General features: G+C 42.0%; 18 protein-coding genes. 7 read left to right on the top strand and 11 right to left on the bottom strand.

The genetic code is table 11. The features are described 5' to 3' along the window. The first annotated feature begins 24 nt into the window (after positions 1–24). The 6 genes from FHW89_RS23340 to FHW89_RS23365 all read left to right on the top strand — a co-directional run bounded on the left by FHW89_RS23340 (position 25) and on the right by FHW89_RS23365 (position 6,243). Positions 25–996: a stage II sporulation protein M gene (locus FHW89_RS23340; RefSeq protein WP_172337470.1), complete on the top strand. Its 972-nt coding sequence runs from the start codon at positions 25–27 to the stop codon at positions 994–996. After that, complete coding sequence (locus tag FHW89_RS23345; protein ID WP_172337471.1) at positions 980–1,882, top strand: hypothetical protein; 903 nt, start codon at positions 980–982, stop codon at positions 1,880–1,882. The genes FHW89_RS23340 and FHW89_RS23345 overlap by 17 nt, the downstream gene beginning before the upstream one ends. A 2-nt stretch (positions 1,883–1,884) precedes the next feature. Then, on the top strand, positions 1,885–2,637 hold the full coding sequence (locus tag FHW89_RS23350) for a hypothetical protein (RefSeq protein WP_172337472.1): 753 nt from the start codon (positions 1,885–1,887) through the stop codon (positions 2,635–2,637). After that, positions 2,634–3,818, top strand: a complete 1,185-nt coding sequence (locus tag FHW89_RS23355) for a DUF4350 domain-containing protein (RefSeq protein WP_172337473.1) — start codon at positions 2,634–2,636, stop codon at positions 3,816–3,818. The genes FHW89_RS23350 and FHW89_RS23355 overlap by 4 nt, the downstream gene beginning before the upstream one ends. Continuing rightward, positions 3,808–4,785: a MoxR family ATPase gene (locus FHW89_RS23360; RefSeq protein ID WP_172337474.1), complete on the top strand. Its 978-nt coding sequence runs from the start codon at positions 3,808–3,810 to the stop codon at positions 4,783–4,785. Before FHW89_RS23355 ends, FHW89_RS23360 begins: the two co-directional genes overlap by 11 nt. Before the next feature lie 111 nt (positions 4,786–4,896). After that, positions 4,897–6,243 (top strand): DUF58 domain-containing protein, encoded by a 1,347-nt coding sequence (locus FHW89_RS23365; RefSeq protein WP_172337475.1) that lies wholly within the window; start codon positions 4,897–4,899, stop codon positions 6,241–6,243. A gap of 337 nt (positions 6,244–6,580) precedes the next feature. Here FHW89_RS23365 and FHW89_RS23370 read toward each other — a convergent pair whose 3' ends face one another. The 10 genes from FHW89_RS23370 to FHW89_RS23415 all read right to left on the bottom strand — a co-directional run bounded on the left by FHW89_RS23370 (position 6,581) and on the right by FHW89_RS23415 (position 16,282). Next, positions 6,581–7,369 (bottom strand): mechanosensitive ion channel family protein, encoded by a 789-nt coding sequence (locus FHW89_RS23370; RefSeq protein WP_172337476.1) that lies wholly within the window; start codon positions 7,367–7,369, stop codon positions 6,581–6,583. 363 nt (positions 7,370–7,732) lie between these two features. After that, on the bottom strand, positions 7,733–9,367 hold the full coding sequence (groL, locus tag FHW89_RS23375; protein WP_172337477.1) for a chaperonin GroEL: 1,635 nt from the start codon (positions 9,365–9,367) through the stop codon (positions 7,733–7,735). A gap of 144 nt (positions 9,368–9,511) precedes the next feature. Next, positions 9,512–9,787 (bottom strand): co-chaperone GroES, encoded by a 276-nt coding sequence (gene groES / locus FHW89_RS23380; protein ID WP_076375713.1) that lies wholly within the window; start codon positions 9,785–9,787, stop codon positions 9,512–9,514. A 216-nt stretch (positions 9,788–10,003) separates the two neighbouring features. Continuing rightward, entirely contained in the window at positions 10,004–10,621 is a 618-nt protein-coding gene (locus tag FHW89_RS23385) for a hypothetical protein (RefSeq protein WP_172337478.1), read from the bottom strand. Positions 10,622–10,768: 147 nt separating this feature from the next. Then, positions 10,769–11,137: a preprotein translocase subunit SecG gene (secG, locus tag FHW89_RS23390; protein ID WP_172337479.1), complete on the bottom strand. Its 369-nt coding sequence runs from the start codon at positions 11,135–11,137 to the stop codon at positions 10,769–10,771. A 9-nt stretch (positions 11,138–11,146) separates the two neighbouring features. Further along, positions 11,147–12,535, bottom strand: coding sequence for a hypothetical protein (locus tag FHW89_RS23395; protein WP_172337480.1), 1,389 nt, complete (start codon positions 12,533–12,535; stop codon positions 11,147–11,149). A 21-nt stretch (positions 12,536–12,556) separates the two neighbouring features. Next, positions 12,557–13,081, bottom strand: coding sequence for an LptE family protein (locus tag FHW89_RS23400; RefSeq protein WP_172337481.1), 525 nt, complete (start codon positions 13,079–13,081; stop codon positions 12,557–12,559). A 5-nt stretch (positions 13,082–13,086) separates the two neighbouring features. Further along, positions 13,087–14,340: a sigma-54-dependent Fis family transcriptional regulator gene (locus FHW89_RS23405; protein WP_172337482.1), complete on the bottom strand. Its 1,254-nt coding sequence runs from the start codon at positions 14,338–14,340 to the stop codon at positions 13,087–13,089. A 27-nt stretch (positions 14,341–14,367) separates the two neighbouring features. Beyond that, positions 14,368–14,745: a four helix bundle protein gene (locus tag FHW89_RS23410; RefSeq protein WP_256367818.1), complete on the bottom strand. Its 378-nt coding sequence runs from the start codon at positions 14,743–14,745 to the stop codon at positions 14,368–14,370. Positions 14,746–14,788: 43 nt separating this feature from the next. Continuing rightward, positions 14,789–16,282 (bottom strand): MiaB/RimO family radical SAM methylthiotransferase, encoded by a 1,494-nt coding sequence (locus tag FHW89_RS23415; protein WP_172337484.1) that lies wholly within the window; start codon positions 16,280–16,282, stop codon positions 14,789–14,791. Positions 16,283–16,973: 691 nt separating this feature from the next. On the opposite strand from FHW89_RS23415, the gene FHW89_RS23420 reads away from it, so the two are divergent. Next, positions 16,974–18,776 (top strand): hypothetical protein, encoded by a 1,803-nt coding sequence (locus tag FHW89_RS23420; protein ID WP_172337485.1) that lies wholly within the window; start codon positions 16,974–16,976, stop codon positions 18,774–18,776. Positions 18,777–19,176: 400 nt separating this feature from the next. Here FHW89_RS23420 and FHW89_RS23425 read toward each other — a convergent pair whose 3' ends face one another. Continuing rightward, positions 19,177–19,671, bottom strand: a complete 495-nt coding sequence (locus tag FHW89_RS23425; protein ID WP_172337486.1) for a YcxB family protein — start codon at positions 19,669–19,671, stop codon at positions 19,177–19,179. Between the last annotated feature and the right edge of the window lie 9 nt (positions 19,672–19,680).

Raw genomic sequence — 19,680 nt, forward strand, 5'->3', positions numbered from 1 at the left:
CAAATAATTTTTATACGGCAATTCATGCGGGAACCTCTTTTTGTTAAGCAAAATTCTCAGAAATGGACCAGCTTTGAGCAGGAACCAACCAATGATCCTGATGAGCTTGCCGATAGGTTTATCCAGATAACCGACGATCTGGCTTATGCCAAAACATTTTATCCTAAATCAAAAACTACCGCTTATTTGAATGGATTGGCGGCTGGTCTGCATCAATCCATCTACAAAAACAAAAGCGAAAAGAGCAACCGCTTCCTCACTTTCTGGAAATATGAGCTGCCCCTGCTGTTTAAAGCCTATCAAAAGCAGTTGCTTTACGCTTTCTTATTTTTTATGGTTTTTTGTTTGATAGGCGCGCTATCGGCCAAATACGATGAAAATTTTGTACGCCTCATCATGGGCGACCAGTACGTGGACATGACCAATGCCAACATTATGAAAGGCGACCCTTTTGGTGTGTACAAGAACGGCAGCGAAACTTTGATGTTTTTAGGTATAGCAGCCAATAACATTTACGTATCCCTGGTAACTTTTGTGAGTGGTATTATATTCACCGTTGGTACGGTTTATTATCTTTTTCGTAATGGCATTATGCTGGGTTCATTCCAGTATTATTTTTTCAGCAAAGGGTTGGGTGTAAAATCAATCCTGGTGATATGGATACATGGCACGTTGGAGATCTCGGCCATTATTATAGCGGGCGCTGCCGGCATTATCCTGGGGAACAGCCTATTGTTCCCAAAAACTTATAAGCGTATGGTATCCTTAAAAAGAGGTGCTAAAGATGGCATGAAAGTGGCCATTGGCATTATCCCCATATTAATTGTAGCGGCGTTTTTTGAAGGTTTTGTAACCCGCCACACCGAAATGCCGATGTGGCTTAGTATTACTATATTAGCATCATCATTATTGTTCATTATTTGGTATGTGATCATATACCCCAATAAAATTTATAAAGCAACCCAAACCTATACCCATCATGCAACCCAAAGTTGAGTTAGCCAAGATCCGCGATTTTGGCGAAATTATAAGCGATACCTTTTTATTTATCAGGCAAAATATTAAACCGTTGCTGAAATACTTTTTTACCTTTTGCGGTATTTTTGTAGCAGGCGGTATTGTATGCGCGGCGCTGTACCAGTTAAAATGGGCCGGTACAATGAACAGTCTGCGTGCAGGCGCTTTTAACACCAATCAATACAAGCCGTCGCCATTCAGTTTTTTTGGACCCGAGTATTTTTTACTCATCCTTTTTGGAATACTGAGCTTTACTGCTTTAACGGTTACCTTTTTAAGCTACATAGCCCTGTACAAAGAAAAAGGCAAGCAGGTGCCCACCACCGAAGAGATGTGGGGTTATATTAAATATTACTTTCTGCGGGTACTGGGCAGCTCGATACTGCTGCATATATTACTCATTTTCGCATCGTTGCTTTGCGGCGTACCAGGGATTTATCTTTCCCCTATTTTTGCTTTGATATTTCCGATCATGGTGATAGAGAACGCCAGCTTTGGCTATGCCTTTAGCAGGAGTTTCTTTCTGATCAAGGATAACTGGTGGGTAACCTTTGGTGCATTGGTGGTGATATGGATAATTTTTTACGTGGCTATAGTAGTAATCACCATACCTACAACTATTATTAACATGATAAGCCTGATCACCGCTCCGCAAAAAGGTGGCGCTGCGTTTTCGGCTCCTGCTGCCATTATTGGGGCGGCTTTGCAACAGCTTTGCCAGGTATTTGGCGTTTTGCCTGTAACCGCATTAGCACTTTGCTATTTTAACTTAACCGAAAGCAAAGATGGCACCAGCTTAATGGATAAGATAAACAAACTGGGTACTACCACACCCAATACCGATTTACCGGCCGAAGAATATTGATCATGCTGCGCCTGTTGTGTACTATCTTTTTTGTACTACTTGTTTACGCGGGCAACGGGGCGGTTCCGGCTGTTAAACCTGTTAAACAACCACTTGTGCTTAAAACCGACACGGCAAAGATAACCTTGCGCCGTTTAGACACTGCCACTATTGCAGTTCACAGCAAACAGCCTGAGTTTCAGTACCGGGATGATACCGATACAACACCTTCCTGGTGGGACCGTTTCTGGCGCTGGTTCTGGAGTTTGTTTAAACCTATAAAGCTGGGCCAGCATGGTATGAGCCCTTTCCTGAGGATATTATCATATGTTTTGCAATACCTGCTTCTGGCCGCGGGTTTGGCTGCTATAGTATTTCTGGTGCTTAAGCTTATGGGCATTGACATGCTCAACATTTTCCGGCGCAAGCCCACATCAGCCAACTTACCTTTTACCGAATCGTTGGAGAATATTCATGATATTAACTTTGATGACGAAATTGAAAAGGCCGTAGCTCAGCATAATTACCGCCTGGCCGTACGCTTGCTTTATTTAAAATGTTTAAAACAGCTTAGCGATGCCGATTTGATCAAATGGCAAATTGATAAAACCAACAGCGCCTATATTGACGAACTGACCAACGCCCATCAGCGCCAGCTTTTCAGTTCATTGACCTTACAGTTTGAATATGTTTGGTACGGCGAATTTGCCATCGACGGGAAAACTTTCAAAAACATCAACACCGTGTTCCAGGATTTTAACAAAGGCATAGCATGAAAGATTTTAAGATCTATATCACTATAGCCAGCCTGGCATTGATAGGTTACGTGGTGGCACAGTACAACAAACCCAAACCGGTTAACTGGCAATCAACCCTGTATTATAAGGATAAGATTCCCTTCGGCACTTATTTATTATATGACCGGCTAAAAGACATTTATCCTAATGCCGAATTAACCAGAACCAATAAATCAGTCTATAATGCTTTTCACGGCGATAGCTTGCAACAGGGAAACTATATTATCATAGCCAAAAACATCACTCTTAATAAATTTGATTTTGAGGCAATGGTGAAATATATCAAAGCCGGTAACTCGGTGTTTATGTCGGCTTTTGAGTGGCGCGGCTTTATTACGGATACTTTGAAAATGGAGAGTCGGGCAGAATATGCCACAAAAAATGTATCTATCAACTTTACCAACCCACAGTTAAAGGCAACCAATAACTATGTATTTAAGCGGGACATTGCAAACCAATATTTTTCGGAGCTCGACACCGCCAAAGCTATGGTAATAGGCAAAAACTATGCAGATCATGCTACTTTTTTAAGCTATAAATTTGGCAAGGGTACATTGTACCTGTGTGCAACTCCCGATGTTTTTACCAACTACAGCCTGTTAACCCCACAGGGAGCCGATTACGTATCCAAAGCCTTATCATACCTGCCCCGGGCCCAACATGTTTACTGGGACCAGTATCAAAACGGAGACATCCCCGAAGATATATCGCCATTGCGGGTATTTTTCGCCAACCCGGCTTTGCAATGGGCCTATTACCTAAGCCTGGGCAGTATACTCCTGTTTGTTTTTTATGAGATGAAACGCCGCCAGCGTGTAATCCCGGTGATTGAGCCTTTGCCCAATTCCACACTTGATTTTGTAACTGTTGTGGGTCAGGTATATTATGAAAAACGCAATAACGCCAACATTGCCCATAAAAAAGTTATTTATCTGCTTGATCATATCAGGGAGCGTTACCGTTTAAAAACCAGTAAGCTCAATCAGGAGTTTATCGACATCTTGTCGCAAAAAACGGGTATCGATGGTGGTTTTGCCAACTCGCTCATCAGCGCGGTAAATTTCATCAGTACGCAGCAGCAGGTAACCGATAGGGAATTGATTGAATTGAATAAATTAATAGAGAAATTTTACAGCCAAACCGGATATAATGGAAAATGAGAATTTTGAAAACAGAACCGATCTGAGCAAACTCAGTACCGCGGTTAATCAAATTAAATATACACTTGCGCAGATCATTGTAGGGCAACAGGATTCCATCGACCTGCTTATCGCAGGTATCCTGGCCGATGGGCACATCCTGATAGAGGGAGTTCCTGGCGTGGCCAAAACCCTTACCGCTAAACTGATCTCCAAAGCTATTGACGCCCGCTATTCACGCATCCAGTTTACACCCGACCTCATGCCCTCGGATATATTGGGCACATCTGTATTTAACCCTAAGAATGCGGAGTTTGAATTTAAACAGGGCCCTGTTTTTGGCAACATCATCCTGATAGATGAAATTAACCGCGCCCCGGCCAAAACCCAATCGGCTTTGTTTGAGGTGATGGAAGAGCGTCAGGTAACTATCGACGGGCATACCTATAAAATGCAGGAACCTTTCACCGTTCTGGCCACACAAAACCCGGTGGAGCAGGAAGGTACCTATCGTTTACCCGAAGCCCAGCTCGACAGGTTTTTATTTAAAGTAGAAATCAAATACCCAACACTGGAAGAAGAGATAGCCATCATTACCCGTCAGCATCAGCAAAAAACTACCGACCAGCTAAGTCATATACAGCCGGTTTTATCGGGTGCGGATATTATTGCCCTTCGGCAGCAGGTACGGTCGTTCCATGTAGAAGCCAAACTATTGGAGTTTGTTGCTAAGATCATTCACGAAACCCGTAACCATAAATCATTATTCCTGGGTGGTTCGCCACGTGCGTCGCTGGCCATAATCAATGCCGCTAAAGCCGTTGCTGCTATCAAGGGCCGCGATTTTATTACACCAGATGATATTATTTACGTAGCCGCACCGGTATTAAGGCACCGTATTATGCTTACGCCGGATAAGGAAATGGAAGGTGTGAGCCCGGATGATGTGGTAGCGCAGATCATACAAAAATTGGAAATACCGAGATAGAAGTTAGTATCAAGTAGCTAGTATCAAGTATCACGACTGCTTCATTTACCCATGTAGTCAAAAATCTTGATACTTGATACTAGCTACTTGATACTTAATCAACAGCTTATAGTGAAAAAATTCATCAGCCTCTTTTATAGAAACCTGTTTTTAACAAACCGCCTGTTTGCAGCTTTAACCTGCAGTGTGGTGTTGTTTTTATTTTCGTTCTTTTTTCCGTGGCTGGGCTTTATTCCAACCCTGGCATTTGGGGTGCTGGTGATATTATTTTTGATAGATGTATTACTGCTATACCGTATAGCAAACGGGGTATTTGCCAAACGCCATGCGCCCGAACGCCTGAGTAACAGCGATAATAATGATCTGGGTGTATATATCGAAAACTGGTACAGTTTCCCTGTCAGTGTTGGTATTATTGACGAGATCCCTTTCCAGTTTCAAAAGCGCGATATCTGGTTTAAAACCAGTCTGAAACCGCATGAAAAAAAACTCATCAATTATGTATTAAGACCAACACGCCGGGGCGAATATGAATTTGGCGATATCCGGGTGTACGTTAAATCGCCTTTAGGCTTTATCAGGCGGCGTTATAATTTTGAGCAGGCAGAAACCTTACCGGTATACCCGTCCTTTCTGCAGATGCGCAAATATGAGCTGATGGCCATATCCAACCGACTTACCGATATCGGCATCAAAAAAATTCGCCGTATTGGGCACAGCATGGAGTTTGAGCAGGTAAAAAATTATGTTCAGGGTGATGATTATCGCACCATTAACTGGAAAGCCACCGCAAGGCAAGGCAATCTGATGGTAAACTCCTATACCGACGAAAAATCGCAGCATGTATACTGTGTTATTGATAAATCAAGGGCCATGAAAATGCCTTTTGAGGGACTGAGCCTGCTGGATTATGCCATCAACGCCAGCCTGGTATTATCAAACGTGGCGCTATTGAAAGAAGATAAAGCCGGGCTGATCACCGTATCTGAAAAACTGGGAGCGGTAATACCTGCCGAAAGGCGTCCTGCCCACCTGAACAAAATACTCGAAGCTTTATACAAAGAGAAAACTCGCTACCTGGAAACCAATATGGAGTTGCTGTTTGCCACTGTACGCAGGGTGATCAAACAACGTAGCCTGGTAGTATTTTTTACTAATTATGAGAGCCTGAATGCATTAAACAGGCAGTTACCCTTTTTAAAAAGAATAGCCAAATACCACCTGCTATTGGTGGTGTTTTTTGAAAATACCGAGCTGAAAAAATTGAGCGAGCAACCCGCTGCCGATGTAGAAGGCATTTACATTAAAACCATAGCCGAAAAGTTTGCCTACGATAAAAAGCTCATCGTAAAAGAGCTAGCCAAACACGGCATCCAATCTATCCTGAGCGCACCTCAAAATTTGACCATTAATACCATTAACCGGTATCTGGAAATTAAGGCTAAGCAAAAGATTTAAGGGTGGAAGAGAAGCAAGAGATTAGAGTCAAGAATCAAGACTATAATACTGTTCTATACATTTCTTCAAGTTTGTCATCCTGAGCGACAGCGAAGGATCTATTAACGAACTATGCATATTGTAAAATAGATTCTTCGCTGTCGCTCAGAATGACAAACGTATTTAATTACTATATAACCATCGTCTAAAAACAAATGTCATCTCGAACGAGGTACGAGGAGAGATCTTTTACGCCAAGATATGTTAGGCGCAAAAGATTTCTCCCTCCGGTCGAAATGACATCAATGAATACCTAAAAAAATTTCCTGATTCTTATCTCTTGATTCTCTTCCCCATCCTATCCTGCTTTCGGGAACGATACTCCAGCCGCACCCAGATCTTTGATGATCTTTTCCTGAAGGGCCATTTTGGCTGTTAAAAAATTATCGGGCTGAACCCATACGTTGATCACATATCTGATGGAATCTATCTCCAGGCTATTAATACCAACCCTTGAGGCTGGTGTTTTCAACAAACCAGAGCTTGTACTTATGGCGTTCTCAATAATCCCTCTTACTTTCTCCACATCATTGGCATAGCCCACCTTTACTTCAAAATCCAGGCGGCGTTTGCCTTCGCGGGTTACGTTGATAATAACCTCGTTAAACAGTTTGCCATTGGGGATGATGACTGTTTTATTATCGGCAGTAAGCAAAACCGTGTAAAACATTTGTATAGAGGTTACTTTGCCATCCTGCCCCTGGGCCTGTATGCTATCATTGAGTTCGAATGGTTTCAATAGTAATATCAGTACGCCACCGGCAAAATTTTGAAATGTACCAGACAGCGCCAAACCGGCCGCCACACTGAACGCACCGATGATGGTGGTGAAGATGGTCATCTCCCAACCAATAATATTCATTACCCAAATTACCAGCAGCACATAAAGCGCGGTAATGGTAAGGCTCAGAAAAAAGGGCTGTAACGATGAGTGGATACCTCGCCTGATCATCCGGTTACGCATACGCGTACGGATAAGCTTAATAACCCAAAGACCAATAAAAAATATGATGATCCCGCCTACGTAATTTGGCCCGCGGGTGATTAGCCAATGATGAAACTGCTGATAAAATTCTTCTACCTTCATAATGCGGAGGTAAAGGTAAAAATTTATTACTTACCGTAAATAGTAACAAACAGCTCAGGGCCTTTGATCAGCACCCAATCTACTATGGCACTGCGCACTAATTTTGATGTTTGAACTATTTTTTTCATAATACTTGTAATACGCAAATCTTATGCCCGGAGTATTGAGTTTCAGATTTGTTACGCAAAAATACGGAACGATAATATAGAAAATACACTAAATTAATCAAATGATTAACTCGTGACTATCCGTTTACTTTTTCATGACCCAAAATGCTTCTAAAAACAAAATCCCCGTCTGGAAAACCAGACAGGGATTTGTATTGTGTATATTTTTTAAACACCCCTTCAGGGGGCTAGCGGCTTACATCATGCCGCCCATGCCGCCGCCACCCATTGGTGGACCACCAGCTGGAGCATCTTCAGGATCATCAGCCAATACAACTTCTGTTGTTAACAACATAGCTGCGATTGAAGCTGCGTTCTCTAAAGCTACACGGCTTACTTTAGTTGGGTCGATAACGCCGGCACCAATTAAGTTTTCATATTTATCGGTACGTGCGTTGTAACCAAAGTCGGCAGTGCCTTCTTTAACTTTTTGCACAACGATTGAACCTTCGATACCAGCGTTTTCGCAGATCTGACGTAAAGGCTCTTCGATAGCGCGACGGATGATCTGGATACCAGTGTTCTCGTCTTCGTTCTCGCCTTTAAGATCAGCTAAAGCACCTACTGCACGGATGAAGGCAACCCCACCACCGGCAACAATACCTTCTTCAACAGCTGCACGGGTTGCGTGTAAAGCATCATCAACACGGTCTTTTTTCTCTTTCATTTCTACTTCTGTAGCAGCACCTACGTACAATACAGCAACACCGCCAGATAATTTGGCTAAACGCTCCTGTAATTTTTCGCGGTCATAATCAGATGTAGTTGACTCGATCTGAGATTTGATCTGGCTTACACGGCCTTTTATCTCTTCGGCAGAACCAGCACCGTTAATAACGGTAGTATTGTCTTTGTCGATAATTACTTTCTCGGCAGTACCTAAGTAAGAAAGATCAGCGTTCTCTAATTTGAAACCTCTTTCTTCAGAAATTAAAGTACCACCAGTAAGGATAGCGATATCCTCTAACATCGCTTTACGACGATCGCCAAAGCCTGGAGCTTTAACAGCAGCAACTTTCAATGAACCACGAATCTTGTTAACTACCAAAGTAGCTAAAGCTTCGCCGTCAAGATCCTCTGCAATGATCAATAATGGTTTACCGGTTTGAACTTGTTTTTCCAGGATAGGAAGTAATTCTTTCATCGAAGAGATCTTTTTATCATAGATCAGGATGTAAGGATTTTCCAGTTCAACTTCCATTTTGTCAGCATTAGTAACAAAGTAAGGAGAAAGGTAACCACGGTCAAACTGCATACCTTCTACAGTTTTAACTTCGGTTTCGGTACCTTTTGCTTCCTCAACAGTAATTACACCGTCTTTACCAACTTTAGCCATTGCTTCGGCAATTAACGAACCGATAACCTCGTCGTTATTTGCAGAGATAGCAGCAACTTGTTTGATTTTGTTATTGTCTTCGCCAACAGTTTGTGATTGGCTTTGCAGGTTTTTAACAACTTCTGCAACAGCTTTGTCGATACCGCGTTTCAGATCCATTGGGTTAGCACCGGCTGCAACGTTTTTAATACCAGCAGTAACGATAGCCTGAGCTAAAACGGTAGCGGTAGTAGTACCATCACCAGCGATATCAGCAGTTTTTGAAGCTACTTCTTTCACCATCTGGGCACCCATGTTCTCTAAAGCATCTTTCAGTTCGATCTCTTTAGCTACAGTTACACCATCCTTAGTGATAGCTGGTGAACCGAATTTTTTATCAATAATTACGTTACGACCTTTTGGACCTAATGTTACTTTAACCGCGTTGGCTAAAATATCAACACCGCGTTTCAGGGCGTCGCGTGCTTCAACATTGTATTTAACTTGTTTTGCCATTTTTGTTTTTAGATTTGAGATCTGAGATTTGAGATGTGAGATAACTCCATTTCAAACATCAAATCGTTTTAATTTTTTTAAGTTTATGATACAAGTATCTGAGCATAATTTGTCTCAAATCTCATATCTAATATCTCACTTCTATTAAAGTACCGCGTAAATATCAGATTCACGCATAATCAGATACTCTTTACCTTCATAAGTAATTTCGGTACCTGCATATTTTCCATATAAAACCTGGTCACCAACTTTTACGGTTAAAGGCTCATCTACTTTACCATCGCCAACTGCAACGATAGTTCCACGCTGAGGTTTTTCTTTAGCGGTATCCGGGATGATAATTCCCGAAGCGGTCTTCTCTTCGGCAGCTGCAGCTTCCACCACAACCCTGTCGCCGATTGGTTTAATGTTTAATGACATAGTTATATCTGTTTATTTTATTTAAGTTTTCGACTCCAATTCCTCATCAATTATGCCAAGTAAATACAATGGCCAATATTGACAGGTTAAACTGTTGTAATGTCAGCTAAAGGTTATTTTATTTTTGGTGCTTAACAATCTTTTAATATTCCAGTGCCATCATGTCAGTTACTTATTTTTGCAAAACAGCGATATTTTACAAGCAATAACCCAATTTCAGCTACCTGCCTGATAGCTTTGCGTGCTGCTGTTTAATAGCAATTGGTTTCCTCTTCTTATTAATGTTATGCCATAGGCAGAGGTAGCCAGAGCGCACCAGGCGCCTACTATGCCGGTAACTTCGTACGCGGGAAATCCTTTATTGGTCAGGATAATTCCCAGAATAGCACCCAGCGATATAAAGCTCCCCATAAGATAATAAGCCCTGCGCTGCATAATTTTTCCTAACGGAAAAAAATGCAAACCCACAATAAGCGCGAAACTGGAGATAAAATAGTTGCCATGACCCGTATTATTCAACACATTTACCACAACAAATATCGCTACTCCCTCTACTATAAAAATGATGTTGAACCACTTGCTTTTAGCCTTGTCTTCGGCTGAAACAGTAACCGCTTCGCCTTTAATTTTTTTAGATGCTGTATAAAATTTCCTATAGGCGATCAGGAAAAACCCGATCACTATAATAAACAGCAGACCTATACTCCAATAATCCCGTCCACGTAGCGCAAACTCGCTAATTACTGTCCAAACTAATGTAAATGCTATCATCAAAAACAGTCCTCCAAGGACATCTTCAAACCCCTTTTTCGGGTTAGTTACAGAACTCGTCATTATTATGCTGTTAAAAATTACTGGGGGAACTAAATTAATAATATCCTTTACTATCGGCAATAAAGTCTCTGGTTTTTCTAAGGCTATATTCACAAAAAAGGCTTTGGACATGTCCAAAGCCTTTTTTTATTTTTTTGACCGCTATAGTTATTTAGCAGGTTTTGCATCTGGCTTAGCCGGTGCAGGTGTTGGTGTTGAAGGTAAGCTCAACGGTGCACTTGCTGGCGCTGATGGTTTTGAAGCTTTTTCAATTTGCTCACGCGATACAGAACCACTGTTGCCTGTTGAAGCACCGCCTTTTACAGCTACGTTAATAGCCAATGATAACACCATTAAACTAATGGCCAGCACCCAGGTACCTTTTTCTAAAAAGTCACCGGTTTTTTGTACACCCATCAATTGTGATGAGCTGGAGAAATTTGATGATAAACCACCACCTTTAGGGTTTTGGATAAGCACAATAAGGCCTAAAAGGATGCAAACGATAATGGCAATGATAATTAAAACTAAATACATTTCTTTATATTAATTGGTTTTCTTTTCTAACTGTTCAATTTGGGTGGCAAAGTAACGGCTTTTTTCCGGGAATTTCAACATCAATTTTTTATAAGTAGCTATTGCTTTGTGGTAAAGCATTTGGTCGGCGTAAATCTGGGCAAGTGTTTCGCTTACCAGGTCATTCCGGTCCTCGGAGCTCTTTTTGGCTTTGTTCTCATTGTCCAGTTTATCCATGGCGGGTGGCCGTATCTGCGGCTCCTCCTGTATAAAGCGGTCAATGATCACATCTTCTTTCCGTTTAATCTCGGGCACATCCGGCTGAGGTGTTTTTTCCAATTCCTCTAATGACCGTACATGGAAAATATTTTCAACGTACTGCTGCTGTAAAGCATCTGCAGCAGGTTCATTGCTGTTATTGCCTTGCTGTACGCGGGTTGCCTTTACCGGTTCAGGACTTGAGTACGGCTGATAAGTAGCGGCATATTCCTTACGGGTTTTATCCAGCCACCACATAAAGGTATAAGGCATTTTCTCATCATCATACCTGGATACATCCTTACTTTCCGTATCGGCGTGAGTTACTGTTTCGGCCACAGGTGAAGTCACTTCTTTTTTTGCCTCTTCATGATGCCTTTGGTCAGCAACCGATTTATCAAACATAAAGTAATCGCTGCCGGCTATACTGCCTATCACCCAATCTTCAGATATCGCATCAGGTTCGGTCTCCGTGTCCTTTGTTTTTTCATTGGCAACAGGCTCTTCCTGTACTTTCTCCTGTTTAGGAAGGTGAATATGCTCAATACCTAATATCTCATCATAAACCTCGTCTTCAATACCATCGTGAGGGTGCGCAACAACAGGTTTAGCCGGTTCATCAATACCCCTTATTTCATCATACACCTCATCATCTATATCGTGCTGAGCAGGCGGAACAGAAGCTACAGGCTCAGTTACTACAGATTGTGTTTCCGAGTGATCTTCATCAGTTTCGGCGGGCAGCCTGTTCTTATTCACAAACTGATCCTCGGCATGCAGTTCTGCAGCGAGGGGTTCATTGGTTATGGTATGTTCAGATACCTGTCCAATATTAAAATAATTTTCGCCGGCAAAGTTTTCACCGTTTTGATGGCTGACCAAATTTGCAGAACTCCCGGCAATTTGTGCTGGTGATACTACAGCCAGACTGTCGGCCTCATGAGTGAGTTTGTATAAAAATTGCGGATCAAAATAAGCGGCAGCCTGTTTCAGATCGGTGCCGTTACCTGCACGGGCAAGTACAGCACGCAGTAAGCCGCTCTGCGGAAATTCATTAACCAGTTGCTGCAAATTATAGCTATGCTGCTGCCCGATATTAGCCGGATTAGCCAACAATTCCAATAATATTCCGTTCTGCCTGTTATTCAAGTCTTGATCCACGTGGTTGAAAGTACGAATTGCCTACCAATTAGAAAAGGCTTTGTTAAAAATATCTTCTGTTATCTTATCCGTTATCGTTTTTATCAGGCTTTGCTCCTGCGCTCCTATATCCCCTTTATAATCCTGATAATTGGTAAAATCCTGTTCAAAGCTAATCTTTTTCTCGGCAGGAGTCTTTGCACTGTTAAAAACAAATTTAACCTTTACGGTAATCGTCAGCCTGTTCGCATCGGCAATAGGGGCTACGTTATTGGCTACCGCCTGGATAGAAACCGGCGCAATGGTATACCCTATAATACTGCCCGATAAGGTAGCATCCGCGTCGGCATTACGGGAAAGACTTAGACTACTTTGGTTACGTATCCGGGTCTTTAAATTCTCGGTAAAAGTTTGGCTCAGGTTGGCTACCACCAGGGGCGAGTTATTTTCAAAAAACTGCACGTCAAGGGTTTTCATACCCGGAGGGATAGAAGCATTTCTGAGTGTATAGCAAGATGACAACAGCAAGCTTAGCGAACAAACAACGACCCCAAAAAACTTTTTCATTTAGCTTATAAATTTAATTCTTTTATTTTCCGGTAAAGGGTACGTTCTGATATACCCAGTTCATTAGCAGCCAGCTTGCGTTTGCCCTTATGTTTCTTTAACGCTTTACGTATCAGGTCCGATTCTTTTTCTATCAGTGATAACGATTCTTCCACCTCTTCGGCATCATGCGTTATATTATAGGCATCAACGTTATTATTATTGCTGTTATTATTTACCGTATTAACGGGTTGTTGCAAAGTAAATTGCGCTTCGGGGTTTCCGGGCAGCTCAATATCGCGGTACAACTGATTGATAGTTTGCGAATGATTACTGTAGTTGGCGGCTACTCCCCCATGTTCAATAATATCGGCTACCAGTTTTTTTAGTTCTACCATATCGCGCTTCATATCAAACAGCACTTTATACAGGATATCCCTTTCAGAAAAATCCTCTTTAGGCTGATTGTCCAAACGCATGGGCAAATTGCGGTTGCTGGTTTCGTGCGGAATGTAAGTAAGCAGTGTTTGCGCGGTGATGATACGGTCGCGCTCCAATACGGCCAGTTGTTCGGCCATATTTTTAAGCTGCCTTACGTTACCCGGCCATGAGTAATTTATCAATATCTGTTGCGCCTCATCGTCCAGTTGGATGGGTGGTGTACGGTATTTATCGGTAAAGTCTGACGTAAATTTCCGGAAAAGCAGGTAAACATCTTCCTTCCGGTCGCGCAGTGGTGGTATGCGCAGCGGAACAGTATTTAACCTGTAATAAAGATCTTCCCTGAATTTGCCATTCTTTACAGCATCGTACACATCAACATTAGTAGCGGCTATAACACGCACGTTTGTTTTTTCGACTTTAGACGAGCCTACCTTGATGTATTGACCCGATTCCAGCACGCGCAACAAACGCGCCTGTGTGCCTAAAGGCATTTCGGCAATCTCATCCAAAAAGATGGTACCGCCGTTCACCGTTTCAAAATAACCTTTACGCTCACCAACAGCACCGGTATAGGCGCCTTTTTCGTGACCGAACAATTCCGAATCAATAGTACCCTCTGGTATAGCGCCGCAGTTCACCGCTATAAACGGCCCGTGCTTACGCGGACTCATCTGGTGTATGATGTGCGAAAACACCTCCTTACCACTCCCGCTTTCGCCGGTTATCAATACCGAAATATCTGTTGGCGATACCTGGTTAGCAATATTTATAGCCCGGTTAAGCAATGGCGAATTGCCAATGATACCAAAGCGTTGTTTTATTTCTTGTATATCCATTTGTTAAAAAGAATCAAGAGATTAGAGTCAAGAATCAAGAGAAGCCCCTGTTTTTAGTATGTGTTCTCTGAACGAAAAAATCATTCTTTGAACCTCAGCTACTAATTCCATACACTCCCTTAATTTATTTACTGACCCATAATTTCTTCGTTCACAAATTAATAATTGTGTCTCAAGCTCGTAAGACGATGAAATTGATATCGACAAGAACTCTGTAAAATGCTTACTTGTTGTTTTGCCCGAACCCTCTGCAATGTTTGAAGGGATGGAACATGAACATCTGTTTATTTGATCAATCAAATTATAGCGCTCATTAACAGGCAAGTCCTTACCATAATCAAAAACTAAATCTGTCAGATCCATTGCCTTTTGCCATACTTTTAAATTCTTAAAATTATGCCGCATACAATTTCTTGTCTTATATCTTGATTCTAACTTCTTGCCTCTACTATACCACTTTCCCTATCAACGTCGCCGATGTTGTTTTTTCGATAAGCACGTTCACGTACTCTCCGGGTTTGTAGCTATCACCAACCGGGAAAATTACCATGGCGTTTTGATCGCTGCGGCCGCAATAGTCTTTGTCTGATTTTTTGGAGTATCCTTCTATCAGCACTTTTTCTACCTTGCCAATACGTGCTTGCATCCGGTAAAAAGAATACTCCTGCTGCTTGGCCACAATCTGCGCCAGGCGTTTTTGTTTTATTTCCTCGGGGATGTCATCAGCATAACGTTTCGCGGCCAAAGTGCCCGGGCGTTCGCTATACTTAAACATGTAGGCAAAATCATATTTTACGTAATCCATCATGGTTACGGTGTCGTGATGCTCCTCATCGGTTTCCGAACAAAAACCGGTGATCACATCGGTTGATACCGCGCAATCCGGAATAATACGGCGGATAGCATCGATACGGTTGATATACCATTCCCTGTCGTAAGTACGGTTCATCATTTCCAGTATACGGCTATTGCCCGATTGTACCGGCAGATGTATATAGTTGCAAATATTTTCGTACTGGTTGATGGTGTACAATACATCATCGGTGATATCCTTAGGATGCGAGGTCGAAAAACGTACCCGCAGATCAGGATTGATCAAGGCTACCAGTTCCAATAGGTTAGCGAAATTGGTAGTTTCGGACTCACCTAAATCCTCTCCAAAGGAGAGGACTTCCTCCGCATTCGGCTCATCAGAACCCTCTCCTTTGGAGAGGGCAGGCTGAGGCTGTTTCCATTTATACGAATCCACATTCTGCCCCAGCAAGGTAACCTCGCGGTAACCTTTATTAAACAGATCGGTACACTCAGCCACAATTGATTTTGGATCTCGGCTGCGTTCACGACCGCGGGTAAATGGTACCACACAAAACGAACACATATTATCGCAGCCACGCATAATAGATACAAAGGCATTGATACCATTGCTGTTTAAACGTACAGGACTGATATCGGCATAAGTTTCCTCGCGCGACAGCAGTACGTTCACCGCTTTCTGGCCGCTATCTACCTGGTCAATCAGTTCGGGCAGGTTGCGGTATGCATCCGGACCAACCACTACATCAACCAGTTTTTCTTCTTCTAAAAATTTCGATTTCAGGCGTTCGGCCATACAGCCCAGCACACCTACCACCAGGCCGGGATTTTTTACTTTGGCAACCGTAAACTCTTTTAGCCGGTTGCGTACCCTTTGCTCCGCGTTTTCGCGGATGGAGCAGGTATTTATAAAAATAACATCGGCAAGGTTATGATCGGCTGTGGTTTCAAAACCCTGCTCGGCTAAAATTGATGCAACTATCTCACTGTCCGAAAAATTCATGGCACAGCCGTAGCTTTCAATATAAAGCTTACGGCCATTGTTTTTACCGGCCGCAGGTTCTAAAACTAGGGCTTCGCCCTGCCTGCTTTCGTCATGTGTTTTATCCGGAATTACCAAATCCATCATGTATTGTAAAAATTAGTTTGCAAAAATACATAAAATTTAAATACCCAAATGACATATTGGCAGCATTTGTATTAATTATTCAATTAGTGATTTAGTGAATTACTGATTTTTTTTAATAACTATTTAATCTTCCCAAGTTGTGGGCAGGCCTCTTCCCCTTCATCCGCCTGCGGCAGAAAGAGGAAAAAAGCTTTGTCATGCTGAACGGAGTGAAGCATCTATTATAGAACTTTTCAATCGCAGAATAGATCCTTCGTTCCTCAGGATGACGAAAACTAAAAAGAAAAAACTCCCTCTTTCCGCCGCAGGCGAAGAGAGGGATGTCGAGCGCAGCGATGACAGGGCGAGTCGGTTCATCAGCTTGTTTAAAATTGTCCTACCACATTTTCACCTCCAAAACAATAACCCTACCTCGTCACCGTTTATGCCATAACCTGTTAACTGCCGCGTTATCTTACGGCATCAATCCCTGCATTTTTATAAAAGGACATCGAATGATATAATGCCATTTGTTATGTTTTATAAAAAAATTAAAATAAGGTATTAATACGGTGTGTTTTACCGTATAAGTTTAATAAATTTAAGGCTGAAGTATGTCCAGAAGCTATTGATTAAAGCGGAAGTTAAAACCAAAAGCTGGCAAAAGCAGTTGATCTAAAATAATAAAACCCTAAGAGATAGAAACCGGTAAATGAAATTTAAATTTTTAAAGCACAAGTGGCAAAAAATAGTATTTAAGTTTGTGCTGATACCGGTAATCATTATTTTTCTGCTGGCCCTGGTGGTTAACCGGTATTGGTCGCCTATTTTGGCCAACAAGGTTCATGATGTGGTATTAAGCAGCAGCGATAGCCTGTACCGTATTGATTTTACCGATGCCCGCCTGCATGTGCTGGAGGGGAAATTAACACTTTACAATATTACGCTCACCCCGGATACCGCGGTTTACAATCAAAAGAAAAAACAGCACCTGGCGCCAAACAACCTGGTTGAGCTCCGGGTAAAACGACTTGTTTTACAGCATGTGCATCCTTTTACTTTGTATTTTAGTCATAAACTAAATATTGGGCGGGTAATATTAAACGAGCCCGAAGTAAATATCAGTTATCAGCTTAATCATACTAAGGATACGGTTTTAAAAGATCATCGCACGGCGTGGCAAAAGATCTCCAAAAGCTTAAAATCTATCCACATCGGGCAGATACTGCTCAATGATGTAAAGTTTAAATACCATGATTACTCGGGCAATAAAGTAGCTATTTCCGAACTGAAGGAAATGAACCTGACGGCAAATGACCTGTTGATTGATTCGGCCACGCAAACAGACCGTTCCCGCCTGCTTTATTGTAAGGATGTAATAACCGAACTGAATAACTATACCGGTAAAACAGCAAGTGGCTTGTATACCTACAAGATCAAATACCTCAAGCTTTCCACACTCAAATCGCAGTTAAATGTAGAAGGGCTAAGTCTTTCACCAGCCAAAACAGATCTGTTTTTTAGCAAAAGTCACAGCGACCGCTTTGGGGTGAATATCGACAGCCTGCAGCTTAATAATTTTGATTTTTTAAGCTATCATAAATACCGGCGGGTAACGGCCTCAAACCTGCTGTTGAACCGGGGCAGCATCCGGGTATTCAACAACCCCAATAAAACAAAGGATGAAACGGTTGATAAGGTAAAAACCTTTCCTAATGTAATGATACACCAGATAGGTACCGATCTGAACATTGATACTCTGCGCGTGCACCATATTAATGTGGAGTACTCCGAGTTTAATCATAAATCAAACAAAACGGGTACAGTTACCTTTAATAATACCAGTGGTCATTTTTATAATATCACCACCAACAAGGCCACGTTGGCCAAAAACAATATTACTATGGTTAACCTTACCACTTATTTCATGAACCGGGGTAAGCTGGATGTACAATTTGCTTTCAATCTAACTGATAAAGATGCGGCCTTTACGTATAAAGGCACCCTGGGCCCTATGAGCCTGCAAACAATTAATCCCGCGGTTATGCCACTGGCTATGGTGAAGGCTACCTCAGGAACCATTAAAGAGTTAAGCTTTGATATACAGGCCAATGCCAATGTATTTAAAGGGCATGTTGGTTTTTTATATAATAACCTGAAGGTAAACATATTCCAGGCCGATACCGCAAATGACCGGTTGAAAAAGCGTTCGGTATTGTCGATGTTTGCCAACCTGTTCGTGATCAAACATGACAACCCGGATAAGGCTGGCGAAACACCCCGTTCGGCCAATGTGGTTTACCTGCGCCCTAAAGATTCGCCTTTTTTTAAAACGATGTGGAAAACCCTGCTCGAAGGTATAAAACCCTGCGTTGGTGTTGATGCCAAAAAACAACAGGAAACCAAAGCCCGACTGGAGGAGCATCAAAAGAACAAACGCGAACACAAGGCCCGAAAAGAAGCCCGAAAAAAACGCAGAGCCGAAAAAAAGCGGCAGAAAGAATTGAATAAGTAAGAAACGTTACCATGAAAAACCCGGAGATGTCATGCTGAAGCCTGTCGAAGCATGGCGGGCAAGCCTCTTCGACGGGATCAGCGTGACAGGCCAACTTGTTTGTTTATGTATTCTGCTTAAATTTTCGTATCTTTATATGAATCACAGCCCGGTTATCTTTCACCAGATAACCGGGCTGTTTTGTTAAGGGTAGAACAAGGTCAACAACCGACCATTTTACGTGTAGTTATTTGACAATCAATAATTTAATACTTTTTAAATTTAAAAAAACGCATTAAAACGACCTCAAAATTTGTTAAAAAGTGTTAAAATGAGGGGTTTTGAACAAATTTCCGGCCGTTTTTACGCCGTTTCTGAACGAAAATTTGTTAAAATTTAAGGTTTAAAAAGTTTTTGGGGATCAGTTATAGGAAAATTTAATGCCTTTTTCTTTTACCATTTCTTTAAAACCGGCAGCAGCCTCGCGCGACTCAAAACCATCTTTTGGCAGGTAGTAAAAAGTCCGGTTCTGGTTAAACAGCATGAAGTACTTTTCGCGCTCCATTAGCGTACCTACATACTCCCAGCTACAAACATGGGTAAATGAATTGCCGGATAATTCAATTTTATCGGGATTAAGCTTATAGTGTACCGTTTCTTTAAGATAAGGTGTTCTTTGCGTTTGTAGTTTACAAGCCCTGTACATTGCCCAGATACTAAAAATATACAATGCGGCAAAAATGCCAATTAGCCAAAGCTCCTCGTCCCAGGAAACCGGCGGCTCCATAAGAATGGTGATTTGTACAAGCACAAACGGAATCAGAAGTATAAGGGCACGCTTTTTCAAATATATACGTAAACAGATGGCATAATAAGTTTTTAGGTCTATCGAGCTCGTAACTTTAATATCTTCCATAGCATTCTT

The organism is Mucilaginibacter sp. SG564 (assembly GCF_013149275.1).
In the GTDB taxonomy this organism is placed as follows: Bacteria; Bacteroidota; Bacteroidia; order Sphingobacteriales; family Sphingobacteriaceae; genus Mucilaginibacter.